Origin of the sequence: Qipengyuania intermedia (genome assembly GCF_019711615.1) — a bacterium.
Lineage (GTDB): Bacteria > Pseudomonadota > Alphaproteobacteria > Sphingomonadales > Sphingomonadaceae > Qipengyuania > Qipengyuania intermedia.
This window is the reverse complement of the sequence record NZ_JAIGNS010000001.1, coordinates 1,133,085-1,159,693: the sequence shown is the minus strand read 5'-3', so window position 1 is coordinate 1,159,693 and position 26,609 is coordinate 1,133,085. Positions and strand designations below refer to the sequence as shown.

Below are 26,609 nucleotides of genomic sequence, written 5' to 3'. Positions count from 1 at the left end.
CATGAGCGACGCTGCCTTTCGTGCGCCTGCCCAGTGGTATGACGGTCGCAACGCCGTTCGCCACGAGGGCGAGGCCGTGTGGAGCGATGCCGATACATTGCTGCTGGTGGGCCCGACGGGTACGATGGAAGTGCCGTTTGCCGATCTCCAGTGGGGCGAAAATCGCGGCGGCGAGAATGTCTATCGCCGCCAGAGCGAGCCCGATTTCCGCCTCATGCTGCCCGAAGACTTGCCGCCGGGCCTCGCCTCGCGGCTGCCCGCGAAAGCGACATACGGCGCCTGGGTGGACGGGCTTGGCCTGCCCAAGGCAGTCGCCCTCTTCGCCATCGTCAGTGCGGGCGCGGTTGCGCTGTTCATGACGGCTCCCGAGTGGCTCGGCCCGCGCGTTCCCGAAAGCTGGGAGCGGCAAATGGGCGATGCGATGATCGGCGACTTCGGCAATCGTCTCTGCAGCACGCCCGAAGGCGATGCCGCCATGGCGAAGCTGCTCGACGCGGTCGATCCCGAGCGCGAGCAGGTGCGTGCCAATGTGGCGAACATCGACATGGTCAACGCGGTCGCCCTGCCGGGTGGGCGCGTCCTCCTTTTCGATGGCCTCGTGCAGGACGCGGAAACGCCCGAGGAACTTGCCGGCGTGCTCGGCCACGAGGTCGGACATGTGCGCGAACGCCACGTGATGACTGCGCTGCTGCGGCAGTTCGGCCTGTCCGTCCTGCTGGCAGGCGCGGACAGCGGCTTCGGCGACACGCTGTTCGGGGTCGCGCAGATGGGGTATTCACGCGACGCGGAACGCGAAGCGGACGCCTATTCGAGGGCGCGCATGGCCGAAAGCAATGTCTCCCCGCTGGGCGCTGCGAAATTCTTCGAGCGCCTCGGCGGCGACAGCGAAGAAGGCGACACCAACGGCATTACCGGTTGGATCGCCAGCCACCCTGCACCAGGCGAACGGGCGCGCGCCTATCGCGAGGCCGCCAAGGGCAAGACCTTCAAACCGGTCCTTACCCAGGCGGAGTTCGAAGCCATCAAGTCCATGTGCAAGCAGGATCCCGACGTCGAGGAGTTCGACTTCTTCTAGGCTTGCAAAGCCGGGCGCGTGGGCCGACATCGTGACGCATGAACGATATCCAGTTTCATGCCATGCCGGACGGTCGCAGGATCGCGTTTCGCCATACGCCGGGTAACGGGCCCACGCTGGTCTTCCTGCCCGGCTACATGTCGGACATGGAAGGCGGCAAGGCGACCGCCCTCTACGAATGGGCCAGGGAAAGAGGCCGGGCGTGCCTGCTGCTCGATTATTCGGGCTGCGGCCGCAGCGACGGCGACTTCGCCGACGGCACGCTGTCCAGATGGCGCGAGGAGGTGGCCGCGCTGATCGAAGCCGAGGTCGAGGAGCGGTTCGTCATCATCGGCTCTTCCATGGGCGGCTGGCTCATGCTGCTTGTCGGGCTGGCACTGAAGGATCGGCTGGCCGGCGTGGTCGGCATCGCGTCTGCGCCCGATTTCACCGACTGGGGCAGGAACGCGAAGGAGAAAGCTAAGCTGGAGGCAGGTGAGACCGTCTACGACGAGAATCCCTATGGTCCCGAGCCGACGCCCATGCACTCCGCCTTCTGGGCCGACGGGCAGGCCCTGCGCCAACTGACAGGGACGATCGAAATCGATGCGCCGGTGCGCCTGGTCCACGGCCAGCGCGATGCCGACGTGCCGTGGGAAATCAGCAGCAGGCTTGCCGCAGCCCTGCGTTCGGACGACGTTCAAGTCACTTATATCAAGGACGGCGACCACCGCCTGTCGAGGCCGCAGGATATCGCCTTGCTGCTGCGTACGATTGGCGGACTTCTCGACGATCTGGAAGCCGAATGACCCTGACCCTTGCCCCGCTCGCTCTCCTTTTCATGCAGGTCGGTCCGAATCCGTCTGCAGGCGCCATGCCCGGTATTCCCGACGAACTCGCCAACCGGCCGCCGCGGGCCGAAGTTTCCGAGCCGCGGGTGCAGCCCCGGCTTGCGACCTGCCTGCGCCAGGCAGCGAATACACCCGAGGCCGCGCTCGACTTTGCGCAAAGCTGGCGCGAAACGGCTGAAACCGACCTCGAAATGGCACAATCGGCGCACTGCCTTGGCCTCGCGCTGGTCCAGCTCGATCGCATGGGAGAGGCGCGGGAGATATTCGAACTCGCCAGCGCGGAAGCTCCGGCAGACAATCTCGCCTATGCCGCCCGGCTAAATGCGATGGCGGGCAATGCGGCGCTCGCCGAAGAAGACATGGAAGGCGCCCTCGTCCTGCTCGACCGCGCAGGAGGGCAGGCACTTGCCGCACCCGACGCGGCGCTCGCTGCGGACTTGCGTGTCGATCTGGCCCGCGTTCTGGTGCGGATGGGCCGCATGGATGACGCGGCAGAAGCCCTGTCCGAGGCACGCGAGGCCGATGGCGACGATGCGCAGGCATGGCTTCTCTCCGCCACCCTTTCGCGCCGGCTATCGCGCCTCGGCGAAGCGCAGCAACAGATCGAGAGGGCGGCCCTGCTTTCGCCCCGCAATCCGCAAGTCGGACTGGAAGCTGGCGTTATCGCCGCCCTGTCCGGTCGCGAGGCGGATGCGCGCAGCAGCTTCCGGTCGGTGCTCGACGTTGCCCCACAAAGCCCGCAGGCCGACCAGGCGCGCGAGTACCTCGCACAGATCGCGCCGGCAGAATGACGGCATTCTCGGTTCTCGATCTCGTTCCGGTCCGTGAGGGCGGAACCCTTGCGGAAGCCTTCGAAGCGGCGACCCAGCTGGCGCAAGCCGCCGAACGCCTCGGATGCACGCGCTATTGGGTTGCCGAGCATCACGCGATGGAAGGCATTGCCGGGGGCGCCACGTCCGTCGTCCTTGCGCATATCGGCAATGCGACGAACACGATCCGGATCGGCTCCGGCGGCATCATGCTGCCCAATCACACCCCGTTCCAGATTGCCGAGCAATTCGGCACGCTCGACGCGCTGTTCCCGGGCCGTATCGACCTGGGACTTGGCCGTGCACCAGGTGCAGGCCCGGAACTCCAGCGCGCCCTGCGCAAGGACCTCCATCGCGCCGCGGAGATGTTTCCGCAGGACGTCGCGGAATTGCAGGCCCTGATGCGCGGGGACACGGCCATTCATCCCACACCGGGGCTTGGCGCCAAGCCCGAATTCTGGATGCTCGGCTCCAGCCTGTTCGGCGCGCAACTGGCCGCGCGGCTCGGCCTGCCCTATGCCTTCGCGAGCCATTTCGCGCCCGATCACCTCGATACCGCACTGGAAGTCTACCGCCGCGATTTCGAGCCTTCGGACCAGCTCGATGCGCCGTATGTGATGGCTGCGATGAACCTTTTCTGCTCAGAGACGGAAGAGGAAGCGGAGACGCTGTCGACTTCGCAGATGCAGGCCTTCGTTGCCTTGCGCACCGGATCGCCGGCCAGGCTCAAGCCGCCTGTGGAAGGTTATCGCGAGAGCCTTCCCGCCCCGGCGCAGGCCATGCTCGCCCATATCGGGCAGGCCAGTGCAGTCGGAACGCCCGAGCAATGTGCCGACAAGATCCGCGCCTTCGTTTCCCGAACCGGTGCGGACGAGATTATCTTCGCCGGGCCGACATTCGATCCGCAAGAGCGAGTGGATTCGCTGTCCCGTGCGCTTTCGGCGCTCGGCTGACACCCTTCGCCGACGCTACGGAACCTAGGAACGCATACGATTGCGGCTTTTCCTTTTTGCTAGCCTTGCGAGGGCGCGACAACGGGCCTAATCGCGAGCCAGCGCGTCGCTGAAGACGACTCGGAAATTTCACGGGTGCGAAAGTATCGTACGCCGCAAGCGAGAGGCCTTTCATGGGTTCCAAAGCCGCCAAGGCAAGCCAGAGCATGTCCCCCCACGCCAAGGCCATCGCGCAGCACATGCGCGAATCCCTGCTCCCGGGCGACACTCCGATCGACGACGAGCACTTGTCCGAGGCCGCAGCTTTCCTCGCCGAGACCGCCGAAAAGCGCGCAGCAGGCGAACCCGCGATCGCCATCCAGTCGATCAGCGACGACCGCCGCTATACGCGCATCGCGATCATCAACGACGACATGCCGTTCCTGGTCGATTCCACGGCCGCGGCGATCGCTGCAATGGGGATTGCGATCGACCGCCTGATCCACCCTGTCGTCCCGGTCGAACGGAGCGGCGATGGCGTTCTTGGCAAGGTGATCGAGGGCGAGCCGGACGACGCCTTCTGGGAATCGATGATATATCTCGAGGCGCCGCGTGTCGACGCCAAGCGCAGACAGTCGATCGAGGACGCCCTGCTGGAAGCGCTCGCCGACGTACGATCGGCGGTTTCCGACTGGTCCAAGCTGCAAGAAGCGATGAGCGCCGACGTCGACAGGGTCGATAACGAAGAAGGCGCCGCCCTGCTGGAATGGCTGAACTCGGGTATGCTCACGCAGCTCGGGCACGTGGTGCGCAAGCGCGACGGTACGCAGGAAAACGAACTTGGCATCTGTCGCACCTCGTCCCGCCAGCTCCTGGTCGATGCCAGTTACGAGCGTGCCTTCGCCTGGTTCGAAGGCAAGGGCGAAGCCCGCACGCCGCTGATCATCAAGGCCAATCACATGGCGCGCGTGCACCGCCGCGTGCCGCTCGACCTGTTCATCGTCCCGATCCGCGACGGCAAGAAGGTTACGGCCCTGTCCGTGCACGCCGGTGTCTGGACAAGCGCGGCAATCGCCTCGCCACCGCGCAGCGTCCCGATCCTGCGCGAACGGCTCGACGCGATCCGCAACGAGCTGAATTTCGACGACACCGGCCATGCCGGCAAGGCACTGGTCCACGCCCTTACGGCATTGCCGCACGATCTCGTGATCGGCTTCTCCGAAGAAGACACGGCGCGCATCGCGACCACCATGATGAGCCTGGTCGACCGGCCCCGCCCCCGCCTGGCACTGGTCGAAGCCCCCCTGGCCCGCCACCTCTTTGCCTTCGTGTGGATGCCGCGCGACATGCTCGCAACGCAGGTGCGCCTACAGATCCTCGGCCTGCTCGAAGAAGGCGCGAAAGCGCGACTGCTGGACTGGAGCCTCGAGGTCGAAGGCGGCAACCTCGCCATGCTGCGGTTCGTCCTCGACATTCGCGAAGGCGCGCAGAAGCCCGACGAAGCGGCTCTCGAAAAACAGCTCCAGACCCTGCTCCGCGGATGGAGCGAAGCGGTCGAGAACGAATTGCTCGCCTTCGAGGAAAAGGGTCGCGCAGCCGCCCTGGCCCTGCGTTTCGCGGAAGCCTTCCCGACCGCCTATCGCGCACGCTTCGGCCCTCGCGAAGCGGCCGAGGATATCTCCCGCCTGCGCGCACTCGGCCATCACGCCGATGACGAGGACGACGCCCCGCACCGCGGTGCCCGCCTGTACCTGTGCGAGCGCGACGACGAGCGCTGCCTGCGGCTGAAGCTCTACCAGGCCGAAGGTAGCCTGCCGCTTTCCGATGCCGTCCCCGCGTTGGAGAACTTCGGTTTCCATGTGCGATCCGAAATGCCGACGGTCCTGGAAGAGGGACGCCTGGGCACGATCCACGATTTCGCGCTGCAGCTTGCGCCCGGCCTCGACGCCGATGACCTGATCGAGCGTGCGGCAGGGATCGAGGACGCGATCGGCGCAGTGCTCAACGAACAAGCGGAAAACGACGTCTTCAACCGCCTTGTCGTGGAAGCTGCCCTCGACGCGCACCAGACCGAATGGCTGCGCGCCTTTTATCGCTACCTGCGCCAGATCGGCATGGGGTTCACGATCTACACGGTCGTCGATGCGCTGGCCAAATCGGCGGACATCACGCGCGCCCTCATCGACCTGTTCACCGCACGACACGACCCGGATTTCGATGGCGACCGTGAAGAGGCAGCCAAAGAAGCCAGCGAAACGATCAGGCGCGCCCTGACGCGGGTGAAAGCCATCAACGACGACCGTTTGCTCCGCCTCTACAAGGCGTTGATCGACGCGATCCTGCGCACGAACGTCTTTGCGCCGGCAGCCAGCGAAGCTTTGGCATTCAAGATCGACAGTTCGATGGTGCCGGGACTTCCCAAGCCCGTGCCATGGCGCGAAATCTTCGTCTATTCGCGCCGCGTTGAAGGCATTCACCTGCGCTCCGGCCCGGTCGCGCGCGGAGGCCTGCGCTGGTCCGATCGCCGGGACGACTTCCGCACCGAAATCCTCGGCCTGATGAAAGCGCAGCGCGTCAAGAACGCAGTCATCGTTCCTGCCGGTGCCAAGGGCGGCTTCTATCCGAAGCAGCTTCCAGATCCTTCCGCCGATCGCGATGCCTGGGCGGCAGAGGGCAAGGCCAGCTACGAAGTCTTCATCCGCAGCCTGCTGTCGGTCACCGACAACATTATCGACGACAAGGTCGTGCACCCTGAAAACGTCGTGATCACCGACGGCGATGATCCCTACTTCGTCGTGGCCGCAGACAAGGGCACGGCCAGCTTCTCCGACGTCGCCAACGCGATTGCGGAAAGCCGCGACTTCTGGCTCGACGACGCTTTCGCCAGCGGCGGCTCGAAGGGCTACGACCACAAGGCGATGGGCATTACCGCCAAGGGTGGCTGGGTCAGCGTCCAGCGCCATTTCCTCGAAATGGGCATCGACGTGCAGACCGATTCCATCGAGGTCGTGGGATGCGGCGATATGTCCGGTGACGTCTTCGGCAACGGCATGCTGTTGTCCAAGGCCATCAAGCTGGTCGCCGCCTTCGATCACCGCCACATCTTCCTCGACCCCAATCCCGATCCGGCCAAGAGCTGGAAGGAAAGGAAGCGCCTCTTCGAGATGACCCGGTCGAGCTGGGCAGATTACGACGAGGACCTGATTTCGCGTGGCGGCGGCGTCTATCCGCGCGATGCGAAGACCATCAAGCTATCGAAAACGATGCAGGGCGTGCTTGGCATCGAACAGGACGAGATCGAGCCCGAAGCCCTGATTTCGGCGATCCTCAAGGCGCCGGTCGACCTGATCTGGTTCGGCGGTATCGGCACCTACATCAAGGCGAGCAGCGAGAATAACGTCCAGGTCGGCGATCCGGCGAACGACGCGCTGCGCGTCGACGGCAAGGACCTTCGCGCCAAGGTTATCGGCGAAGGCGCCAACCTTGGCACGACGCAGGCCGGGCGCATCGAATATTCGCTCGGTGGCGGGCGCTGCAACACCGACTTCATCGACAATTCCGCCGGCGTCGATTGCTCGGACAACGAGGTCAACATCAAGATCGCCCTCGCCGCTGCCAAGCGCGCAGGACGCTTGTCCGAACCCAAACGCGTGGAATTGCTGGAAGCGATGACCGACGAGGTTTCGGACCTCGTCCTGGAAGACAATCGCTTGCAGGCGCTGGCCCTCTCCATTGCCGAAAAGGGCGGCGCGCGGGCCATGGCATCGCAGCTGCACCTGATCGAGACACTGGAAGACGGCGGCAATCTCGATCGCAGGACCGAAGGCCTGGCCGACAACCAGACGCTTCAGCGCCGGGCTGCCGACGGAATGGGCCTCACCCGCCCCGAACTGGCAGTGCTGCTGTCGTCGGCCAAGCTGGTGTTGCAGGACGCGATCCAGACCAGCGACCTGCCGGACGATCCGATCCTGCACGACCTGCTCATGCGCAGCTTCCCCGAACCGATGCGCGGCAAGTTCCGCAAGCAGATCGAAAACCATCGCCTGCGCCGCGAGATCATCGCGACCAAGCTGGCCAATGCGATGGTCAACCGGATCGGGATCATCCACCCGTTCGAACTGGCCGAAGAGGAAGGCGTCGAACTTTCCGAAGTTGCCGGTGCCTTCGTGGCGGCCGCGCATTTGTTCGATCTCCGGACGATCTGGAACGAGCTCGACAATGCCAAGATCGACGAAACCGCGCGTCTCCTGCTGTTCGATCGTCTTGCGGCTGCCGTCGGCAATCTGATGTCAGACGTTCTGCGTACGGCATCGGGTCGTGTGCGGCCTGCGGAAATGGTCGAAGAGCTTGGCAAGAACGTAGCCCTGCTCGTCAAGTCGACCGACCAGCTCCTCGGCTCGCAGCTCAAGGATCAGTCGCAGGACCTGCACGACACTTTCACCGATGCAGGAGCGAATGATGCCATCGCTTCGCGGATCACGCATATCTTCAATCTCGATGGGTCGGTCGGCCTGGCCAAGCTGGCCGCAGATACGGGCCTCGATCCGGAACCGCTGACGCTGGGCTTTACCGATATCGGTGCAAGCCTCGGCATCGACTGGGCACAAGGAACTGCTGCACTGATGAATCCCTCGGACGTGTGGGAGCGCCTGCTTGTCTCCGGGATCGCGCGCGACTTCCAGCAGATGCGGCTGGACCTCCTGCGCCGTCTCTCGCGCCGCAAGGATGCGAAAGAGGACATGCGCGGTGTCGTCAACGCTTGGGCTGCAGATCACCAATCCGCGATGCGGCAGTTCCGCTCCATGATCGAACGCGCGCAGTCGCAAACCCCGGTTGCACCGGCGATGCTGGCGCAGATCGCGAGCATGGCACGTAACCTGCTGGCTCGGTGATCCAGCGCAGGAATGCTTGACCGCGTGCGCGTTTAGCGCCAGCCCTGCGCGTCATGGAGCATTACGACGTCGTTATCGTGGGTTCGGGTCATGGCGGAGCGCAGGCTGCCATCGCACTACGCCAGGCGGGGCATGAGGATACGATCCTCATGGTCAGCCGCGACCGCAACCCGCCTTATGAGCGCCCGCCGCTATCGAAGGATTATCTCGCCGGTGAAAAGCCCTTCGAGAAAATCCTGATCCGGCCAGAACAGTTCTGGGCCGATCGCAATGTGACCTTGCGCCTCGGCGCCAATGCCAACGAGATCGATCCGCGTTCGCACACCATCGCATTGTCCGACGATACCAAGGTGACGTACCGCAAACTCATCTGGGCCGGTGGCGGCGATGCGCGCCGACTGTCATGCCCCGGTGCCGATCTGGCCGGTGTCCACACCATTCGCGGTCGCCGCGACACCGATGCGCTGAAGTCCGAACTGGAAACCGGCACGAAACGCGCCGTCATCGTCGGTGCAGGCTATATCGGTCTCGAAGCGGCCGCTGTCCTGCGCAAGCTGGGATGCGAAGTCGCCGTGATCGAGATGCAGGATCGCGTTCTCGCCCGCGTCGCCGGAGCGGAGTTGTCCGGATTCTATGCCGCCGAACACCGCGCGCACGGGGTCGACCTGCGGCTCGAGACGGGCGTGGAACGCATCGAAGGCAACGACGGACGGGTAAGCGGCGTCACCCTGACCACGGGGGAGACCCTTCCCTGCGACATCGTGATTGCAGGGATCGGCATCGTGCCTTCGGTCGGGCCCCTGATCGCGGCAGGCGCGGCAGGCAGCAACGGCGTCGATGTCGACTCCTACTGCCGCACGTCGCTCGACGACATATACGCCATCGGGGACTGCGCCGCGCATGCCAATCCCTATGCGGACAATGCCGTAATCAGGCTGGAATCGGTCCAGAACGCCAACGACATGGCAACCGTCGCGGCGAAGGCGATCATGGGCGACAAGCAGGATTACAATGCCGTTCCCTGGTTCTGGTCGAACCAGTACGATCTGCGTTTGCAGACTGTCGGCATTTCCACCGGCCACGATGGCTGCGTGCTGCGGGGCGATCCTGCCGATCGGAAATTCGCCATGATCTACCTCAAGGAGGGCTGCGTGATTGCGCTCGATTGCGTGAACAATACCCGCGATTACGCGCAGGGACGCAAGCTTGTGGAGGCGCGGGCTGAGGTCGATCCCGACCTTCTCGCCGACACCGAGGTCCCGCTCAAGGAGATGCTCTGAGCCGCGCGGCTGCCCAGTCGGCCGCATCGCTCACTGCCGGATCGGGGTCGCCGCGAAGCGACTCAACCAGCGGAACCAGCGACGCGCTCCCGCTGTTTCCTGCGGCATAAAGGCAATTGCGCACGAACCGATCGCGCCCGATCCGCTTGATCGGCGAGCCCGAAAAGAACTGGCGAAACCCTGCATCGTCGAATGCGAGGAAGTGCGCGAGGTCGGGGGCCTGCAATTCCTCGCGCGGTGCCAGCTTCAGATGCCGGTGCGCAGTGTCCGCGAACTTGTTCCATGGGCACACCGCGAGGCAATCGTCGCAGCCGTAGATCCGATTTCCCAGTGCTTCGCGAAACTCCTCCGGGATCGGCCCCTTGTGCTCGATCGTCAGGTAGGAAATGCACCGCCGCGCATCGAGCCGGTATGGAGAGGGGAAAGCATCGGTCGGGCAGGCATCCTGACAGGCGCGGCACGACCCGCATTTGTCGCTTGACGGCGCATCCGGTTCGAACGGTAATGTGGAGTATATAGCGCCCAGGAACAGCCAGCTGCCATGATCGCGGCTGACCAGATTGGTGTGCTTGCCCTGCCATCCGATGCCGGCGGCTTCGCCCAGGGGCTTTTCCATGACCGGTGCGGTGTCGACGAAGACCTTGAGCTCGCTGTCAGGCTCCCGCTCGATAATCCAGCGCGCCAGGGCCTTGAGCGCCTTCTTCACGACGTCATGATAGTCGCGTCCCTGCGCATAGACCGAAATTCTCGCCTTGTCGGTATCGCCCTCAAGCGCCAGCGGATCGATATCGGGCGCATAGCTCATTCCGAGAGCGATGACGCTGCGCGCCTCCGGCCACAGGCCCTGCGGGCAAGCGCGCTGCTCCTTTCGCGCCTCCATCCACTCCATCGAGCCGTGCCGTCCCTCGCCCAGCCACTCTTCGAGCCTTGCAGTGCGCCCACGGTCCTCGCCCGCAGAAGTAAAGCCGCACGCCGCGAAGCCGAGCGAGCGTGCTTCCTTGCGCAAATCCTCCTGCAGGGCCTTCAAAGAGGGGTTCTTAACCAAACTTGCTGTTGCTCCCGTTCACTCGGCGCGGTTAACGCTGCTATATGCTTACCGAGCCGAATGCCAAGCCGCGACCCCTGACCGACACGTCGCCACCACTTGCCATCGAAGCAAAGGGCCTGGTCAAGAGGTTCGACGATACGCTCGCGGTGGACGGAGTGGACATCAGCGTTCCCGAAGGGGCGATCTACGGCATTCTCGGGCCCAATGGGGCAGGCAAGACGACCACGCTGAGAATGCTGCTCGGCATCATCGATCCCGACGAAGGGGTGCGCCGCATTTTCGGCCACGAGCGGCCGCACGAGATAGCGCGCCTTATCGGTTACCTGCCCGAGGAGCGCGGCCTGTATCCGGCGATGAAGTGCGACGAGGCCATCGGTTTCCTCGGCGCCCTGCGCGGCCTGCCTGTCGAGGAAGGCAAACGGCGTGGGCGCGAGATGATGGAGGCGCACGGCCTCGGCCACGCCATCGACCGCCAGATCCGCCAGCTATCGAAAGGCATGGCGCAGACGGTGCAATTGCTCGGAAGCCTGGTCCACAAGCCGAAGCTGGTGGTGCTCGACGAACCTTTCAGCGGTCTCGACGCGATCAACCAGGGCAAGCTCGAAGGCATGATCCGCGAGCTGGCGGACGACGGGACGACCGTGATCTTTTCGACCCACGTCATCCACCATGCGGAACGACTGTGCGACGATGTGGCGATCATTGCGGGGGGCAAGGTACCCTATGCCGGATCGGTCGACGCGGCACGCGACCGCATTCCCGCGCAGGTGCGACTGGAGACGGCCAATGGCGAGGGGGAATGGCGCTCCGCCCTTCCGGACGATGCCCGCCACGACGCAAAGGCGCATGGCGGCCACTTCTGGTATTTCCCCGTGCCCGAGAGCGGGATCGAGGCGCTCCTGAAACGGCTCATAGAAGGGGGCGCCGGTATCCTTTCGCTATCGATAGAACGGGCCGGTCTCCACGATGCCTTCGTGGAGATCGCCGGTGAAGCGGCAGCGCGCGCACTCGATGAAGACGCGGCAGGAGATCTGGCATGAGCGATAATGCAAGCAGGCTTCCGCTCTGGCGCGCAGCGCTGGTGATGGCGCGGCGGGATTTCAGGGCGATCCTGTTTTCCAAGGCCTTCCTCTTCTTCCTGCTCGGCCCGATCTTCTTCGGCGCGATCAGTGCTACGGCAGGCGCGCTCGGCGCCAAGGCTGCAGAAAGTTCCGATCCGCCCAAGCTGGCGGTAGCCCTGTCCGACGCCGAAAACGCCGCCTTCGCAAAGGCGCACGAGAATCTTGCCGAAGCCGTGGGCCTGCCAGCGATCGTGACAGTGCCGGACAGCGACCGAAGAGATGCGGCCGAACTGCTGGCCGACAAATCGGACAATTTCGGTGCGGTCCTGACAGGGTCGCTCGAGACCCCGCAATTGACGGGTACCGAGGAACGGATTGCACGATGGCAAGGTGAGGTCGCCCTGCTTTCTGCGCAGGCGCTAGGCGGTTCGAGTGCGGAATTGCCCGACGTGAACCTCTCGCCGACGCGAACCAGCGTCGCGACAATCCGTAGCGCCCAGACGGCAACTGCCACCGGGGCGATCACGCTCCTGTTCCTCCTGACGATGCTTCTGGCCGGCATGGTCCTTTCCAACCTCGTCGAGGAGAAGGCCAACAAGATCATCGAAATCCTTGCTGCGGCCATTCCGATGGAAGCGGTTTTCTATGGCAAGCTTTTCGCCATGCTGGCGGTCAGTTTCGTCGGCATCGCGGTCTGGGGCGGCATTGCGCTGCTGGTCCTGACCCTCGGCAGCGCCGCGCTCGGCCCGATACCGGAGCCTGCCGTCGGCTGGCCGCTGTTCGTGATCCTGTTCGTGACCTATTTTGCCACGGCCTATCTTTTGATCGGGTCGATCTTCCTCACGATCGGTTCGATGGCTCCGACCGTGCGCGATGTGCAGACGCTGTCGATGCCGGCAACGATCCTGCAACTCGCCGTGTTCTTCCTCGCCACCTACTCGCTCAGCGATCCCGGATCGGCGGCGGAGATCTTCGCGGTGCTTTTCCCGGTCTCGTCGCCCTATGCGATGGTTGCCCGCGCGGCACAGTCGCCGGTCCTCTGGACTCACGCAGCTGCGCTTGCCTGGCAGCTGCTCTGGGTCGCGATTTTCGTGCGCACCGGGTCGGGCCTGTTCCGCAAGCTGGTCATGAAATCGGGCGCGGGTGGCGGCCACACGAAGCCGCGTTTCCTGTTCGGCAGGAAGGCGCGCTCCTGATCGGGTCGCATCGGTGCAATCCGTTTGAGGCACCGCGATTTAGGTTCCGTTTTGCAACGCACTATTGACACATATGTCAGTTAGTTCAGGATGCACCGCAGAGGATAACGGCAGAGACTCGCCAAAGAGTCCGCCAAAACGGAGAGAGATATGGCCACCATCGCCCCGCAGCGACCCGAAGTCCGTTCGAGCCCGACCGCCTACGAAGCGCTGACCAAGCACTTCGAAGAGCATCCCGAACAGCGGCTCCAGCACACGCACAAGTGGGACGTCAGCCGGAGCGATATCTACTACGAGAACACCTGGCAGCCGATCTTCAAGGAAATGCGCGAAGCCGGGCCGCTGCATTATATCGAAGACAGTCCGTTCGGCCCCTACTGGGCGGTCGTGCAGCACAAGGCGATCCAGCATATCGAAGCCCTGCCCGAGATTTTCTCGTCCAGCTGGGAATATGGCGGCATCACGATCCTCAACCGGCTTACCGAAGAAGAGCTGGCGGAAAGCGGTGTCGACCGGCGCGAATTGCCGATGTTCATCGCGATGGACCGGCCGCAGCACACGGGGCAGCGGCGCACCGTCGCCCCTAAGTTCACGCCGAGCGGTATGGCCGAAATGGAAGGCGAGATTCGCCAGCGCACCGGCGAATTGCTCGACTCGCTGCCGCGTGGGGAAGTCTTCGACTGGGTCGACAAGGTGTCGATCGAACTGACGACCGGAATGCTCGCCATCCTGTTTGGCTTCCCTTGGGAAGACCGCCGACTGCTGACGTTCTGGTCGGACTGGTCGGGTGATACCGAACTCGCCAGCGTACGCGAACTCGACGAGATGCGCTGGGGCTTCCTCCACGAGATGGGGGCCTATTTCCAGTCGCTCTGGGTCGAACGCACGATGGACAAGGAGCCGGGCGACGACCTCATCTCCATGATGATCCACTCCGAAGCGATGAACCAGATGCGGCCCGAGGAATTCATGGGCAATCTGGTGCTGCTTATCGTGGGCGGTAACGACACCACCCGCAATTCGATGAGCGGGATCATCTACCAGCTGGACAAGAACCCCGACCAGCGCAAGAAGTTCGAACAGAACCCCGACCTCATCCCCAACGCCGTGCAGGAAATCCTGCGCATGCAGACCCCGCTCGCGCATATGCGCCGCACCTGCACCGAAGACACCGAGGTCTTCGGCAAGCAGATCAAGAAGGGTGACAAGGTGGTGCTGTGGTATCTGAGCGCCAATCGCGACGAGCAGGTATTCGAGAACCCCGACAAGCTGGACTTGGAGCGCGAGAACGCCCGTCGCCACATCGCGTTCGGCTACGGTATCCACCGCTGCGTCGGTGCCCGCCTTGCCGAACTGCAGCTTCGTGTCCTGCTCGAAGAATTGCACAAGCGCCGCATGCGGGTCCACGTGGCCGGCGACATCGAGCGCGTGCGGGCGAACTTCGTCCATGGGTTCCGCAAGCTCGAGGTCGAGATCACCGAGTTCTGACGGTGATGCGCCGCAGCGCTTCGTAACCTTTCTGCCGCTTCAAGCGTAAGTTCAGGTGCGCAGGTCTATCGTGCGCGCATGAAACGGAACGACGCCATGACCAACAAACCTTCGCGCCGGGGCTTCCTCGGCTGGATCGGTGCATCAGCAAGCTTTGCAGCACTTGCAGCCTGCGGGTCCGGCCGGGCCGAGGCCAAGAGCTTCCCGGTCTCCCTGAGCGAGGCCCAATGGCGCAGCAAGCTGACCAAGAGCGAGTTCTACGTCCTGCGGCAGGAAGGTACCGAACGGCCTTACTCGTCCCCTCTCAACGAGGAAAAGCGCGCCGGGGTCTTCGTGTGCGCGGGATGCGGCAATGCTCTCTACAGTTCGAAAACGAAATATGATTCCGGAACCGGCTGGCCGAGCTTCTGGGCACCGGTCGACAAGGGGGCTGTCGGCACAAGCCGGGATTTCAAGCTCGGTTACCCCCGCACGGAAGTGCATTGCGCCGACTGCGGCGGGCACTTGGGGCATATCTTTAGCGACGGCCCGCGACCTACCGGCAAGCGCCACTGCATCAACGGAGTGGCGATGGACTTCCGTCCGGCCTGACCATCACCGCCCGCCGCGAACGCGCCAGACCTTGAGCGCCTCGGGGCCCTCCAGATCGAGATGCTCCAGCCAATCGGGCGGAGCACCGGCAAGCAGGCGTGCGACAAGGCTTTCCGGACCGCCAACTTGCGCCAGCATGCGCGGCTCTGCGATATCGGTGCAGATTACGACGTAATCGGCCTGGTGGCGTTCGACGATCGGGCGAGCTTCGTCCGGGGTAGAGATCATACCCGCTATCACATCGCGCATGGCCAAGTTGGCCCGGTGATGGCCGGTGGCTACGACCGAGTGGGGCGTGTTGAGCAGGATAAAGGGGCCCACGTCCAGCGGGGAGAAGATCGTGGAGCGGGGCAATGCGGCCAGTCCGGTCGTGCTTCGTGCGAGATCGCATGAAGACTCGCGCAGGCGAACCTCCTCGCTACCGGCAATGGCAGGCGAGCTGTGCGCCTCGCTTTGCAGGAGTTGCGATCCGACAGCCACGGGTGCGCCCGGCATCAGGACAAGGTAAGTCAAGACCGGAGCAAACACCCTGGCGACGAGCCCCTTGCCATCACGGACCAGCGCGACCGCCCGACTGGCCAGCCAGCCGCTTGGCACAGCTGCGAGGACGGCAAAGAAATAGAGAGAACGGAAAGTCGCGATTGTCGATATCGCCGCGACAATCAGCAGCACCATGTATTCCTGCCACCAACGGCGCTGCCAGTCGCGCCTCCTCAGGATCAGGAGGGTGCAGGCGAAGAGCGCTATGGCCATCTGGGCGATCGCCACGAGATATTCTTCCGGAGCCTGTCGCCAGATTGGCATGCCTTCCATCACATTGGCATACCAATAGTCGCGCACCAGCGGATCCAGCACTCCGAACGGTGCGGTGAAGCACTGGGGCCCCGAAATCGCGATAAAGCCGAGACCCAGCGCCCCTACGAGGGTGAAAAGGCCTGCCAGCATGATAACCGGTAGCTTCGGCAGCGCCGCGATGACGCCCGTACCTAGCGCGGCGATGACGAAGAAACCGATGTGCGGCAGTGAGATGGCGTCGCAGAAGGGAGACGCCGCAGGGATACCCCTCGTCGCTGCAAAGGCTATGACGATGGTCAGGGCCAGCGCCTGCATATAGGCCGTCAGCCATAGCCTTTCTCGGTGGTCTCTCACCCAGCGCAGTGCCATGACGGCGCCGAAACCGGCGACCATCGGGAGCACTTCCAGCGAAATGATCACGCCGAGGCCCATCGCGATCCCGGCCGCCGCCCCGCCACGCACTGCAGACCGCCAGGACAATGCCCACAGGGCTATCGCGACGCTGAGGATCTGCCATGAGTGGTGATCGATCCTGAGCGGCTGCATTTGGATCATGAAGCTCGACCACAGAACGAGGATGATCGCGGCGAAAACCGCTTCGAGACGCCCGAACAAGCGCCACGCGAGACGCGAGACGATCATCAGCACCGCGAGCAGGATCAGCGGAGGCAGCACAAGCGCCACGATCCATTCGGCCATTGCGGTCCCGACCAGCGGTTCCAGTGCAAGGATCGCCAGCGCCAGGGGAATGTCCACCAGCCGCGACCAATGCATGGCCACGCCATCGGGAGGGTTTATCCGGTATTGCCGGAGGTCGAACCAGCCCTGTCCGTCGAGGAGGTCGCGGACCTGGACGAGACGCAGCACGTCGTCGGGGCCGGGAAAGCGCCGCTCCATGATGTAGGGGAATGCGAGAACGCTCAGCAGACCTATCCCGAGCGCCCAGACCAGCAGCACCCAGAACACCGGGTGCCTGTCGGAACGCAGGCGCCGGTCATCCCTCATCGGCCGGTCGCCCGTCCGAACACGATCGTCTTGCGCAAGAGATAGGTGACGATGAAACTTGCGGCTATAGCAGCGACCTTGGCTGCCCGCGGATCGATCCCGCTGTGATCGCCGGCCCAGACGATTGCGGTCGTCAGGGCAAGGCCGACCAGGGCGGAACCGACGAACAGGGCTTTCTGACACCCGCGTCCCTCGCCCTTGACGGCGACAGTATCCTGAAAAACCGTCCTGCTCGAAAGCACCCAATGGACCACGATGCCGAGCGAGTAGCCTGCGGCTGCGGCGAGCGGCGAAATCATCCCGATGGCAAGCAGTAGCAGGAACGACCCCATGTCGACCGCAAGTGCGCCGACGCTCGCCAGGCCATAGCGAATCAGGCGGACGTCCCGCAGCCGTGCCAGCAATCCGATCAAGTTTCCCCCCGTCGCGAACGACCCCGCGCCACCGCGCGGCACGCCTGTTTCGCAAATCATGGTAAATAAAACGCAAAATCCGGCGTGGCGCCAGCGATTTGAGGCAACCCCAAGGTCAGGCAGGACGAAACACGAGCAGCAATCTTATGGTCCAGACAGCAAGGAAGCTTGCGCCCATCGCCACCAGCTTGCCGATGCGGGGATCGACATCGATCTCGCCGGCAAACCAGACAATGCCTGCGGTAATCGCCAGTCCGGCAAGGGCCGAGAGCGCAAACAGCAATTGTTGGGTGCCGCGCGCCAGCCCCCGGCTCGCAAGCCGGTCGGCAAACACGAAACGGCTCGACACCATCCAGTGGATGACGACCCCCATGACGTAGCTCGCGACTGCGGCCAGCACGGGCGCCATGCCGTTGCCATAGAGGAGCAGGAAGCCGCCGAGATCGACTACCGTCCCGGCAAGGCTTGCCACCATGTAGCGGGCGAGCCGCCAGCGGAATATGCGTTGGAGAAGCCCGGCCAATGTCGCGTCAGGCGGATTTCTTAACCCGCTCGGGAACGTCGCGGACGGAGGACAGCGCGGCGGCCTGATCGGCGCTGAGGGTACGGTTCGGCAGGGATTTCTCTGCACCCTCGTCGCCTGCCTCGTGGTATTCCGCGTCCTCGTTCACGCACCAGGTGTCATATACGCGTTCGCCGGCAAGGATGTTTTCGACCGTGAGCATGGCCGTCATCATCGCATGGTCCTGGTTATTATAGCGGTGCATCCCGTTGCGCCCCACGAGATGGAGGGTCGGATGCCGGGCCTCCAGTTCCGTGCGCATCGCATCGACATTGGCGGCGTAATCCTCGTCATAGACGGGATAGGCCTTTTCCTGACGCACGACCGCTCCGCCCTTGACCTTGCGGCGATCGACCAGCCCGAGGATTTCCATCTCGTCGGTTGCAAGGGCAATGAGGTCCGCATCTTCCATGGACCAAAGGCCATCGCCCTCGAAGCAGAAATATTCGAGCCCGACGCAGGCCATGTTCGGATCGGGAATCATTTCCGGCGACCAGCTGCGGAAGTTCTGGACGCGGCCGACCTGCACCTTGCTGTCATGGATATAGATCCAGTTGTCTGGAAACAGGTCCTCGCCCTCCACCATCAGCGCGACGGTAAGAAAGTCGCGGTACTTGAGGTCGTTGGCCTGGATCGTACTTTCAGGGAGCGGGTGGAGACGCTTGGCCAGCTGGCGCATCGGGGCCGAGCTGATCGCGTGATCCGCTTCCACCACGACATCGCCGCCTTCGCCGCGAGCGCTCATGCGCCAGCCACCCTTGCCGTCGGCCGAGAGCTGCGACAGCTCGTGGCCCATGAACAGGTGACCGCGACCACTCGCCAACACCTTGTCGCGTGCGGCCTCCCACATCATCCCCGGTCCGAGCCGCGGGTAACGGAAGGTCTCCAGCAAGGTCTTAGTTGCCATGCCGTCATTGGGCTTCTTGTTGAGGCCGAGACTGCGCTTGAGACCATCGACCACGGCACTCCACAGCGACAGGCCCTTGATCCGCTGGGCCGCCCAGTCCGCGCTCATCTCGTCGCACGGCATGCCCCACACCTTCTCGGTGTAGGTCTTGAAGAAGATCGAATAGAGACGCTTGCCGAACTGGTTGGTCGTCCAGTCCTCGAAGCTTTTCACCTCCTTGATCGGGAAGAGCTTGTAGCGAAGGTAGGAAATCATGCAGGCGGTCGACCGGAGGATGCCCAGGTTCGACAGGGCCTCGAATGCTCGCAAGGGATAGCTGTAGAACTTGCCCTCGTAATAGATGCGGCTCATTCGGGGACGCTGGATGAAATCGTCCTCGCCAAGGATCTCGTTCCACATATCGACGACTTGCGAGCTCTTGGAAAAGAAGCGATGCCCGCCGATGTCGAACCGATAGCCTTCGTGCTCCACCGTGCGGCTGATGCCGCCGACATATGTCGGGTCTTTCTCGATGATGGCGACCGACCTGCCCTGCTTAGTAAGCAGGTATGCTGCCGTCAGACCGGCAGGGCCGGCACCGATGATCGCGACATCGACTTTGATCGGCGAATTGACACTATCCATTGAAACCCCCGGCATCTCTATAACCGGAAGTGAAGGAAAATGGTTAGCTAATCGTTAAATGGCCTGCCCGCCGCAGGAGCGCTGCGCGATCCCGCTCTCCTATTGCGGCTCGAGCATTGACGGACATTGGACCGATGCCGCCATCAGCGCGAATTCGCGCAAGGAGAAGGTATTCTCGAAGACCAGCCCGTAGTTGGAGTCCCTGCGCCAACGGATCTTGGCCTGCGTTTCCGGAAACCCCGGACCGTTCACCCGGACCGTCTGATCGATTGCGAAAACCGTATCGCATTCGATCCGCGCGCCCTGCTGCGAAATGTTGAGGGTGACCGCATCCGCTTTCTGCGTGAGCGTCGAGATCGTCAGCGGGATCATGATATTGAGGCGCAACTGACGCTTGGGATAATTCCACGTCTCGTGAACCAGTCGCTCCACCACCACCGGCTTGTCGAAGCGATAGCTTCCTTCCAGGCCGTTGGCGCGCACTTGCTTGATTTCGAACGATTCGCCGTTCTGCAGCTCGAGCGCGAGCGTCGGGTCGGTTGGCAGATTATGGAATGCCCGTAGTGAGATGCCGGTGGAAGAGACATCGCGCACCACGCACAGGAACTCCCCCTGGCCGCAAACGAGCTTTGCCGAGCGGATGAGCGAGGTGTATCGCGGCGCACCGCGCTGCTCGCTATCGACATAGCCGGTGCCGGCATGGGCCCCGATGCCCGATGAATAATCCATGCTTACAATTTCTCCCAAGAATCCGGCAGTCCCCTGTTTGCCGGTACGAGTCTTGGCATAGCGCCCCTTTGAGGCACTCTAGTAAGCGATTAGGTATTAACACCTGGATAAGGCGGTTGCCTGCTGAGCAGCCGCGCGCCGCTCGCACTCCCGGCCTTTCGTTGGTGCGGGTGGTGGGACTCGAACCCACACGCCCAGAGGACAGGGGATTTTAAGTCCCCGGCGTCTACCATTCCGCCACACCCGCACGTCTGGCGAGGGTGCCTAGAACGAAGCACCGGCCCCCGCAATCGCGAAGGCGAAGCGAGCCCCGCTTAGTTGCTGTTGAGCTTCTCGCGCATGTCCTTGCCCGGCTTGAAGTAGGGCACGCGCTTGGCAGGGACATCGACCATTTCGCCGGTTCGCGGATTGCGGCCCTGGCGCGCCTGGCGCTCGCGCGTGGAAAAGGCGCCGAAACCCCGCAATTCGACACGGCCGCCTTCGGAAAGGCGCTGCGCAAGCTCTTCGAAGAAAATGTCGACCACCTGCTCGACCTCTTCGGGGCGCAGGTCCGGATTGTCGTCTGCCAGCGCGGCGAGAAGTTCGGATCGAATCATGTCTCAGGCTCCCTCGATCGCGCCCCCGCGCGATACAGATTGTTCTATGCGCCCTCACGTCATGCCTGACCCCCTGCACAACGCGGGAAACCCTGCCAGAAGCCTGATAAGATAGCAATTGTTAATACCCGCCCGTAGCTTAGCGGGACATTCGGTGCGTCACACCGCAGCCAGCAGCTCTTCCGGCTTGAGCCCGAGGCGCTTGATGCGCGTCGAGATCTCGGGCCACTCCTCGGAAAGGAACGCCTCTTTCTCGCGCTTGCGCAGCGTCTCTGCAGCACCGCGCGCCACATACATGCCGACCCCGCGCTGCACCTCTACGAGCCCGTCGGCCTGGAACTGCTGGTAAGCTTTGGCGACTGTGAGCGGGTTCGCGCCCTGCTCTGCCGCCAGAGCGCGCACGGAAGGCAACATTTCCTCTTCGCGATAGCGTCCGTCGATGATGGCAGCCGCGATCTGGTCACGCAGCTTGAGATATACGGGCTTGCTCTGGTTGCTCATGGCCGGTCCCCGGTTCGCGAATAGTGCATCAGTGCCATAATACAGCGCGGCGCGCAAGGTTCCCGGGTTTCGCGCATTCATGCCGCCGCAAGCTGGTAGCGTTTGTAACTAAGGCTTCACATGAGCGCAGATAGCGCTAGGGTGCGCGCTTCTTCGGGGAGGGCAGGCGCAGCTGCGCGTCCCTCAGGGACAATAAGGATTTCACACTAATGATCGAAGGTCTCTTCTTCACTTTCGACTCCATGTTCGAAATGTGGGCTTTCTGGATCGCCGTCATAGCCTTGGCGGCGTTCCTCATCGGGGGCAGCGTGCTGGTCACGCGCCCGCAGGCAGAGGTGCTGGGACACCCCAAGGGTCTGTTCCTGCTGTTCATGGCCGAAATGTGGGAGCGTTTTTCCTACTACGGCATGCGCGCCCTGCTCATCTTCTATCTCGTCCAGCACTGGCTGTTTTCGGATAGCGAGGCTTCGGTCATCTACGGCGCATACACCGCGCTGGTCTACATTACGCCGGTCGTGGGCGGCTACCTTGCCGACCAGTACATCGGCCAGCGCAAGGCCGTGCTGTTCGGCGCTGTCCTGCTGACCTTCGGCCACTTCTTCATGGCCTTCGAAGGCAGCGGCGGCCAGGCCGACCCGATGATCAATGTCTTCTGGCTGGCGCTTGCCCTCATTATCGTGGGCTCGGGCTTCCTCAAGGCAAACATCTCGGTCATCGTCGGTCAGCTCTATTCGCGCACCGACCTTCGCCGCGACCCGGCTTACACCATCTTCTACATGGGCATTAACGTGGGTGCGGCGACGGCGTCGATCATCTGCGGCTATCTCGGCCAGACCTATGGCTGGCAGTATGGCTTCGGCCTCGCCGGCTTCGGCATGCTGCTGGGCCTCGTGTTCTTCGTGCTCGGCAAGCCGCTCCTGCTCGGCAAGGGCGAACCCAAGGACCCGTCCAAGATCAAGGGCGGCAAGGAATGGGGCATCTACGGCGCCGGCCTTGCCATGGTCGCCCTGTGCTGGGCCGCAATCCAGTACCAGGAAATGGTCGGATACGTCCTCGGCGCCTTCGGTGGCGGCCTCGTGCTCTACGTCCTCTTTACCGCAGTCACCAAGCTGCCGAGCGAAGAACGCGACCGCATTTTCGCGGCCATGTTCCTCATCCTGACGTCGATCGTCTTCTGGGCATTGTTCGAACAGGCCGGTTCTTCGCTGAACCTGTTCACCGACCGCCACGTCGACACGCAGGGCGTCAACGCCTCGATGTTCCAGTCGATCAACGCGATCTACATCGTGCTCCTGGCACCGCTCTTCGCGATGCTGTGGCAGGGCCTTGCCCGCAAGGGTGCCGAACCGAGCACTCCGCTCAAGTTCGGCCTCGCCGTGATCCAGGTCGGCCTCGGCTTCCTGGTCCTTGTCTGGGGCGCCGAAAGTGTTGGCGTGAACGTGCCGACGCCGGTCATCTTCATCTTCCTCATCTACCTGCTGCACACCACCGGCGAGCTCTGCCTGTCGCCGGTCGGCCTTTCGGCGATGAACCGCCTGAGCCCGGCCCACATGGCTTCGCTCATCATGGGTACCTGGTTCTTCGCCTCGGCCACGGGTAACTTCGCTGCCGGCCTCATCGCCGCTGCAACCGGTGCAGAGGGCGTCGGCGAGGAAGCGGGCAAGCAGGTCGTCCTCGACGTCTACTCGACGGTCGGCTGGTTCGCCGTCGCGATCGGTGTCGGCGTGATGGTCGTCAGCCCGCTGATCAAGAAGCTGATGCATCTCGACACGATCAAGGACGATTCGATCGACGATGACCTCGAAGGCCAGTCGGAATTCCCGGCCGAGCCGCAGGCTGCAGGCGTCCACCCGACGACCCGCGGCGACGCTTGATCGCCGGCAGGCACCACTAACGAAAAGGGCGCGGAGCAATCTGCGCCCTTTTTCTTTGCGCCCGATATTTGCAAATCAGACGTCTCACGGCATGAAGGCTCCCATGAATACAAAGCTCAAGACCATCGCCGCAGGTACGCTTGCCATCGCGCTCGCCGCCTGCTCGACCAATGGAACGGCGGAAACCGAAAGCGCCAGCAGATCGCAGGCGACCACCGACACGCCGTTCCCGTCGACGTACGAGCCCTATCCGGGAGCACCCACGGCACTGGTAGGTGCGACGATATACGACGGTGTGGGCGGCAGGATCGACAACGGTACGGTATTCTTCAGCGGCGGAAAGATCGTCTCGATCGGCGGGCCGGATACGCCGGTTCCGGCAGACATCGCCGTGTTCGACGGAACCGGCAAATTCGTGACGCCGGGTATTATCGACATCCACTCGCACCTCGGCGACTATCCGACACCAAGCGTCGACGCGCATTCCGATGGCAACGAAGCAACGAGCCCGACAACCCCCGAAGTCTGGGCGGAACATTCCGTCTGGCCGCAGGACCCGGGCTTCGCCCGCGCGCTTGCAAATGGCGGGGTGACCAGCCTGCAGGTCCTGCCGGGTTCGGCCAACCTCATGGGCGGACGCAGCGCGACGCTCAAGAACGTACCATCGCGCACGGTGCAGGGCATGAAATTCCCCGGCGCGCCCTATGGCTTCAAGATGGCGTGCGGCGAAAACCCCAAACGCGTCTACGGAAATCGTGGCCGGATGCCCTCGACCCGCATGGGCAATTTTGCGGTCAACCGGCAGACGTGGCTCGATGCCAAGGCCTATGATGGCAAGAAACGCGACCTCGCCAAGGAAACATTGAAGGGCGTCCTCGACGGGGAGATCCTTGTCCACAACCACTGCTATCGCGCTGACGAGATGGCGCTGGTCATGGATATGGCCAAGGAGATGGGCTACAAGGTGAGCGCGTTCCACCACGCTGTAGAAGCCTACAAGATCGGCGACCTCCTGCGGGAAAACGACGTGTGCAGCGCCATCTGGGCCGACTGGTACGGCTTCAAGATGGAAGCCTACGACGGCATCCTCGAAAACGCGGCCTATCTGCAGCGCGAGGACGCCTGCGTGGTCATCCATTCCGACGATGCCAACGGCATCCAGCGGTTGAACCAGGAAGCGGCGAAAGCACAGGCGGCAGGTGCACGCGTGGGCATCGACATCTCCGACGCGCAGGTCATCCGCTGGATCACCCTCAACCCTGCGAAAGCCATGGGCATCGATGCAATGACCGGGAGCCTTGAGCCGGGCAAGATGGCCGATGTCGTCCTGTGGAACGGCAACCCCCTCAGCGTCTATTCGCGACCCGAAAAGGTCTGGGTGGACGGCGCATTGCTGTTCGATGCCATGGACCGCAAGCGTCGGCCGGTGAGCGACTTCGAGCTCGGCCAGCCCGGTGAAGGAGACGTGAAATGAAGCGCGCTATCCTCCTCGCGGCGAGTGCAGCATTCGCCATGGCCGCACCGGTCGCTGCACAAAACGTCGACATCATCAACGCCACGGTCGCCACCGGTGACGGTTCCGAGCCGATCCAGGGCGCGACGGTATCGATCCGCAATGGCCGCGTCGTGTATGCCGGGCCCGATAGCGGCGCCCCGGCCCGCGAAACGAGCAATGCGATCGATGGAAACGGTACCTGGGTGACGCCGGGCCTTTTCGCCACTGTTACGAACCTCGGCCTGTGGGACGTCGGAGCGGTTAGCGAATCGAACGATATTCGCGCCAATGGCTCGCCCTTCAGCGCCGCGCTCGATGTGGCTCCGGTCATCAACCCTGCCTCGCAGCACATCCTCATCCATCGTGCGGCGGGCATCACGCGCGCCGCAGTGGTCGGCTCGGCCAGCGGGTCTATCTTCGCCGGCCAGGGCGCGATCATCGACCTGGGTTCGGACGCCGATGCGGTCACGACGCCACGCGCCTTCCAGGTGGTGGAGTTGGGAGAAGGCGGCGCACGCCTCTCGGGCGGCAGCAGGACTTCAGCGCAAGCCCTGTTCCGCAATGCCCTGCTCGAGGCGGGCGAGTTCGAACGCAGCGGTACGCTCCGCAGCACCGGTAGCGGAGGCACTTCGCGCCAGGGTGACGATATCGGCATCGACAGCCGGATGGCGCGCATGTCGCGCGATCGCGCTTCGGATGTCCTTCTGACCCGGTTCGACGCGGCCGCATTGATTCCCGTCGCACGCGGCGAACAACCGCTCTACGTCATGGTCGAGCGGGCCGCCGATATCCGCAGCGCGCTTGCCCTGAAGAAGGAATTCCCGCGCCTGGACATGGTCCTGGTCGGCGCGAGTGAAGGCTGGCTGGTGGCGAGCGACATTGCTGCAGCAGGGGTTCCGGTTATTGCCGATGGCCTGGACGACCTGCCCCAGGGTTTCGACCAGCTTGCCAGCACCCAGTCGAACATCGGCCGCATGGTGAAAGCCGGGGTGAAGGTCGCGATCAACGCTGCCGCTATGGAGAACCCGCGCAATCTCAACCAATACGCAGGCAATCTCGTCGCCCTCACACGCATGCCCGGTGCCGATGGGCTGAGCTGGGGTCAGGCATTCGCGGCCATCAGTTCCGTTCCCGCCGAGATTAGCGGGATGGGCGGCAAGGCCGGCGTTCTTGCACCGGGCGCCAATGGCGATCTGGTCGTCTGGGATGGTGATCCGCTGGAAGTCGGCTCTACCCCGGTACGCGTCTATATCGACGGGATCGAGCAGCCGCTCGAAAACCATCAGAGCCGCCTGCGCGATCGGTATCGCGAGCTTGATGAAAGTACCCTGCCGGAGGCGTACGACTGGTGAGTATTCCCAAGGAAATGCGCGGAATGGTGTTTGCCGTGGCGGCTGCCTTTGCCGCTGTCGGCACCTATGCGGCGGTCGCGCAGGACAGTCCGCCCGACCGTTCGCAGGACATCGCCTGGATGAGCGCACAGCAGGCCTATCTGGCCAGGCTCGCGCCGGAAGATGGCTGGCGATACATGGATGGCGGCCTCTACTGGCGCTATCTCGAATACAAGGGCACCGGGGCCAAGCCGACCGTCGCCGACAGGGTCACGGTCCACTACGCCGGTACCTTCATCGATGGAGAGACGTTCGATTCCAGCTATGACCGGGGGAAACCGGTAACCTTCCCGCTCGGGCGTCTCGTCAAGGCATGGCAGATGGCCATACCCGAGATGCGCGTAGGCGAGGCGATTGAAATCGCGGCGCCCGCCGACCTGGCCTACGGAGCGAAGGGCAAAGGTCCGATCCCGGGCGGCGCCACACTCGTCTTCAAGGTCGAATTATTGGACATCGAAAGCCAGTGATTGCCGGATAGGTTTTTATTTGCTACCTAACTGGCTCCGGCCGGGGAG

At 63.5% G+C, this 26,609-nt stretch carries 22 protein-coding genes and 1 tRNA gene; 14 read left to right on the top strand and 9 right to left on the bottom strand.

Annotation, left to right across the window (positions count from 1 at the left end; genetic code table 11):
• The first annotated feature begins 1 nt into the window (after nt 1).
• The 6 genes from K3179_RS05795 (at nt 2) to K3179_RS05770 (ending at nt 9,818) form a co-directional block, all read left to right on the top strand.
• Entirely contained in the window at nt 2–1,075 is a 1,074-nt protein-coding gene (locus tag K3179_RS05795) for a M48 family metallopeptidase (protein ID WP_221562873.1), read from the top strand.
• Nucleotides 1,076–1,113: 38 nt separating this feature from the next.
• Nucleotides 1,114–1,863 (top strand): alpha/beta fold hydrolase, encoded by a 750-nt coding sequence (locus K3179_RS05790; protein WP_221562872.1) that lies wholly within the window; start codon nt 1,114–1,116, stop codon nt 1,861–1,863.
• A complete protein-coding gene (locus tag K3179_RS05785) occupies nt 1,860–2,696 on the top strand; it encodes a tetratricopeptide repeat protein (RefSeq protein ID WP_221562871.1) in 837 nt (278 codons plus the stop codon). The genes K3179_RS05790 and K3179_RS05785 overlap by 4 nt, the downstream gene beginning before the upstream one ends.
• Nucleotides 2,693–3,667 carry an LLM class flavin-dependent oxidoreductase gene (locus K3179_RS05780; RefSeq protein WP_221562870.1) on the top strand — a complete coding sequence of 325 codons (975 nt, stop codon included), beginning with the start codon at nt 2,693–2,695 and terminating at the stop codon, nt 3,665–3,667. Before K3179_RS05785 ends, K3179_RS05780 begins: the two co-directional genes overlap by 4 nt.
• Before the next feature lie 173 nt (nt 3,668–3,840).
• Nucleotides 3,841–8,538, top strand: coding sequence for an NAD-glutamate dehydrogenase (locus K3179_RS05775; RefSeq protein WP_221562869.1), 4,698 nt, complete (start codon nt 3,841–3,843; stop codon nt 8,536–8,538).
• Nucleotides 8,539–8,591: 53 nt separating this feature from the next.
• Nucleotides 8,592–9,818 (top strand): NAD(P)/FAD-dependent oxidoreductase, encoded by a 1,227-nt coding sequence (locus tag K3179_RS05770; protein WP_221562868.1) that lies wholly within the window; start codon nt 8,592–8,594, stop codon nt 9,816–9,818.
• On the opposite strand, the gene queG is transcribed toward K3179_RS05770, so the two are convergent.
• Nucleotides 9,802–10,836: a tRNA epoxyqueuosine(34) reductase QueG gene (gene queG / locus K3179_RS05765; RefSeq protein ID WP_247712887.1), complete on the bottom strand. Its 1,035-nt coding sequence runs from the start codon at nt 10,834–10,836 to the stop codon at nt 9,802–9,804. The genes K3179_RS05770 and queG overlap by 17 nt on opposite strands.
• Nucleotides 10,837–10,907: 71 nt before the next feature.
• On the opposite strand from queG, the gene K3179_RS05760 reads away from it, so the two are divergent.
• From K3179_RS05760 to msrB, 4 genes are all read left to right on the top strand, one after another.
• Nucleotides 10,908–11,906, top strand: coding sequence for an ABC transporter ATP-binding protein (locus K3179_RS05760; RefSeq protein WP_221562866.1), 999 nt, complete (start codon nt 10,908–10,910; stop codon nt 11,904–11,906).
• Nucleotides 11,903–13,123 carry an ABC transporter permease gene (locus K3179_RS05755; RefSeq protein ID WP_221562865.1) on the top strand — a complete coding sequence of 407 codons (1,221 nt, stop codon included), beginning with the start codon at nt 11,903–11,905 and terminating at the stop codon, nt 13,121–13,123. Before K3179_RS05760 ends, K3179_RS05755 begins: the two co-directional genes overlap by 4 nt.
• A 150-nt stretch (nt 13,124–13,273) precedes the next feature.
• Nucleotides 13,274–14,611, top strand: coding sequence for a cytochrome P450 (locus K3179_RS05750; protein WP_221562864.1), 1,338 nt, complete (start codon nt 13,274–13,276; stop codon nt 14,609–14,611).
• A gap of 96 nt (nt 14,612–14,707) precedes the next feature.
• Entirely contained in the window at nt 14,708–15,202 is a 495-nt protein-coding gene (msrB, locus tag K3179_RS05745; protein WP_221562863.1) for a peptide-methionine (R)-S-oxide reductase MsrB, read from the top strand.
• Between the two features lie 3 nt (nt 15,203–15,205).
• Here msrB and K3179_RS05740 read toward each other — a convergent pair whose 3' ends face one another.
• The 8 genes from K3179_RS05740 to K3179_RS05705 all read right to left on the bottom strand — a co-directional run bounded on the left by K3179_RS05740 (nt 15,206) and on the right by K3179_RS05705 (nt 21,334).
• Nucleotides 15,206–17,002 (bottom strand): hypothetical protein, encoded by a 1,797-nt coding sequence (locus tag K3179_RS05740; RefSeq protein ID WP_221562862.1) that lies wholly within the window; start codon nt 17,000–17,002, stop codon nt 15,206–15,208.
• The gene (locus K3179_RS05735) at nt 16,999–17,415 is read right to left on the bottom strand and encodes a GtrA family protein (RefSeq protein ID WP_247712804.1); all 417 of its coding nucleotides are present in this window, start codon (nt 17,413–17,415) and stop codon (nt 16,999–17,001) included. Before K3179_RS05735 ends, K3179_RS05740 begins: the two co-directional genes overlap by 4 nt.
• A gap of 115 nt (nt 17,416–17,530) precedes the next feature.
• A complete protein-coding gene (locus K3179_RS05730; protein ID WP_221562860.1) occupies nt 17,531–17,938 on the bottom strand; it encodes a GtrA family protein in 408 nt (135 codons plus the stop codon).
• Nucleotides 17,939–17,945: 7 nt separating this feature from the next.
• Nucleotides 17,946–19,508 carry an NAD(P)/FAD-dependent oxidoreductase gene (locus tag K3179_RS05725; RefSeq protein ID WP_221562859.1) on the bottom strand — a complete coding sequence of 521 codons (1,563 nt, stop codon included), beginning with the start codon at nt 19,506–19,508 and terminating at the stop codon, nt 17,946–17,948.
• 99 nt (nt 19,509–19,607) lie between these two features.
• The gene (locus K3179_RS05720) at nt 19,608–20,237 is read right to left on the bottom strand and encodes a PilZ domain-containing protein (RefSeq protein WP_221562858.1); all 630 of its coding nucleotides are present in this window, start codon (nt 20,235–20,237) and stop codon (nt 19,608–19,610) included.
• 162 nt (nt 20,238–20,399) lie between these two features.
• Nucleotides 20,400–20,484, bottom strand: a tRNA-Leu gene (locus K3179_RS05715).
• Between the two features lie 67 nt (nt 20,485–20,551).
• The gene (locus K3179_RS05710; protein ID WP_221562857.1) at nt 20,552–20,833 is read right to left on the bottom strand and encodes an integration host factor subunit beta; all 282 of its coding nucleotides are present in this window, start codon (nt 20,831–20,833) and stop codon (nt 20,552–20,554) included.
• A 159-nt stretch (nt 20,834–20,992) separates the two neighbouring features.
• Nucleotides 20,993–21,334 (bottom strand): GntR family transcriptional regulator, encoded by a 342-nt coding sequence (locus K3179_RS05705; RefSeq protein ID WP_221562856.1) that lies wholly within the window; start codon nt 21,332–21,334, stop codon nt 20,993–20,995.
• A gap of 209 nt (nt 21,335–21,543) precedes the next feature.
• Here K3179_RS05705 and K3179_RS05700 point away from each other — a divergent pair, with 209 nt between their 5' ends.
• The 4 genes from K3179_RS05700 (at nt 21,544) to K3179_RS05685 (ending at nt 26,561) form a co-directional block, all read left to right on the top strand.
• Nucleotides 21,544–23,208 (top strand): peptide MFS transporter, encoded by a 1,665-nt coding sequence (locus K3179_RS05700; protein WP_221562855.1) that lies wholly within the window; start codon nt 21,544–21,546, stop codon nt 23,206–23,208.
• 103 nt (nt 23,209–23,311) lie between these two features.
• A complete protein-coding gene (locus K3179_RS05695) occupies nt 23,312–24,682 on the top strand; it encodes an amidohydrolase (protein ID WP_221562854.1) in 1,371 nt (456 codons plus the stop codon).
• Complete coding sequence (locus K3179_RS05690; RefSeq protein WP_221562853.1) at nt 24,679–26,055, top strand: amidohydrolase family protein; 1,377 nt, start codon at nt 24,679–24,681, stop codon at nt 26,053–26,055. Before K3179_RS05695 ends, K3179_RS05690 begins: the two co-directional genes overlap by 4 nt.
• Nucleotides 26,052–26,561 (top strand): FKBP-type peptidyl-prolyl cis-trans isomerase, encoded by a 510-nt coding sequence (locus K3179_RS05685; protein ID WP_345722155.1) that lies wholly within the window; start codon nt 26,052–26,054, stop codon nt 26,559–26,561. The genes K3179_RS05690 and K3179_RS05685 overlap by 4 nt, the downstream gene beginning before the upstream one ends.
• The last annotated feature ends 48 nt before the right edge of the window (nt 26,562–26,609 follow it).

Excerpts from the sequence above, each read along its gene's own strand:
- K3179_RS05795 (WP_221562873.1), top strand. The coding sequence starts at position 2 with ATGAGCGACGCTGCCTTTCGTGCGCCTGCCCAGTGGTATGACGGTCGC.
- K3179_RS05790 (WP_221562872.1), top strand. The coding sequence starts at position 1,114 with ATGAACGATATCCAGTTTCATGCCATGCCGGACGGTCGCAGGATCGCG.
- K3179_RS05785 (WP_221562871.1), top strand. The coding sequence starts at position 1,860 with ATGACCCTGACCCTTGCCCCGCTCGCTCTCCTTTTCATGCAGGTCGGT.
- K3179_RS05780 (WP_221562870.1), top strand. The coding sequence starts at position 2,693 with ATGACGGCATTCTCGGTTCTCGATCTCGTTCCGGTCCGTGAGGGCGGA.
- K3179_RS05775 (WP_221562869.1), top strand. The coding sequence starts at position 3,841 with ATGGGTTCCAAAGCCGCCAAGGCAAGCCAGAGCATGTCCCCCCACGCC.
- K3179_RS05770 (WP_221562868.1), top strand. The coding sequence starts at position 8,592 with ATGGAGCATTACGACGTCGTTATCGTGGGTTCGGGTCATGGCGGAGCG.
- K3179_RS05760 (WP_221562866.1), top strand. The coding sequence starts at position 10,908 with ATGCTTACCGAGCCGAATGCCAAGCCGCGACCCCTGACCGACACGTCG.
- K3179_RS05755 (WP_221562865.1), top strand. The coding sequence starts at position 11,903 with ATGAGCGATAATGCAAGCAGGCTTCCGCTCTGGCGCGCAGCGCTGGTG.
- K3179_RS05750 (WP_221562864.1), top strand. The coding sequence starts at position 13,274 with ATGGCCACCATCGCCCCGCAGCGACCCGAAGTCCGTTCGAGCCCGACC.
- msrB (WP_221562863.1), top strand. The coding sequence starts at position 14,708 with ATGACCAACAAACCTTCGCGCCGGGGCTTCCTCGGCTGGATCGGTGCA.
- K3179_RS05740 (WP_221562862.1), bottom strand. The coding sequence starts at position 17,002 with ATGAGGGATGACCGGCGCCTGCGTTCCGACAGGCACCCGGTGTTCTGG.
- K3179_RS05725 (WP_221562859.1), bottom strand. The coding sequence starts at position 19,508 with ATGGATAGTGTCAATTCGCCGATCAAAGTCGATGTCGCGATCATCGGT.
- K3179_RS05720 (WP_221562858.1), bottom strand. The coding sequence starts at position 20,237 with ATGGATTATTCATCGGGCATCGGGGCCCATGCCGGCACCGGCTATGTC.
- K3179_RS05710 (WP_221562857.1), bottom strand. The coding sequence starts at position 20,833 with ATGATTCGATCCGAACTTCTCGCCGCGCTGGCAGACGACAATCCGGAC.
- K3179_RS05705 (WP_221562856.1), bottom strand. The coding sequence starts at position 21,334 with ATGAGCAACCAGAGCAAGCCCGTATATCTCAAGCTGCGTGACCAGATC.
- K3179_RS05700 (WP_221562855.1), top strand. The coding sequence starts at position 21,544 with ATGATCGAAGGTCTCTTCTTCACTTTCGACTCCATGTTCGAAATGTGG.
- K3179_RS05695 (WP_221562854.1), top strand. The coding sequence starts at position 23,312 with ATGAATACAAAGCTCAAGACCATCGCCGCAGGTACGCTTGCCATCGCG.
- K3179_RS05690 (WP_221562853.1), top strand. The coding sequence starts at position 24,679 with ATGAAGCGCGCTATCCTCCTCGCGGCGAGTGCAGCATTCGCCATGGCC.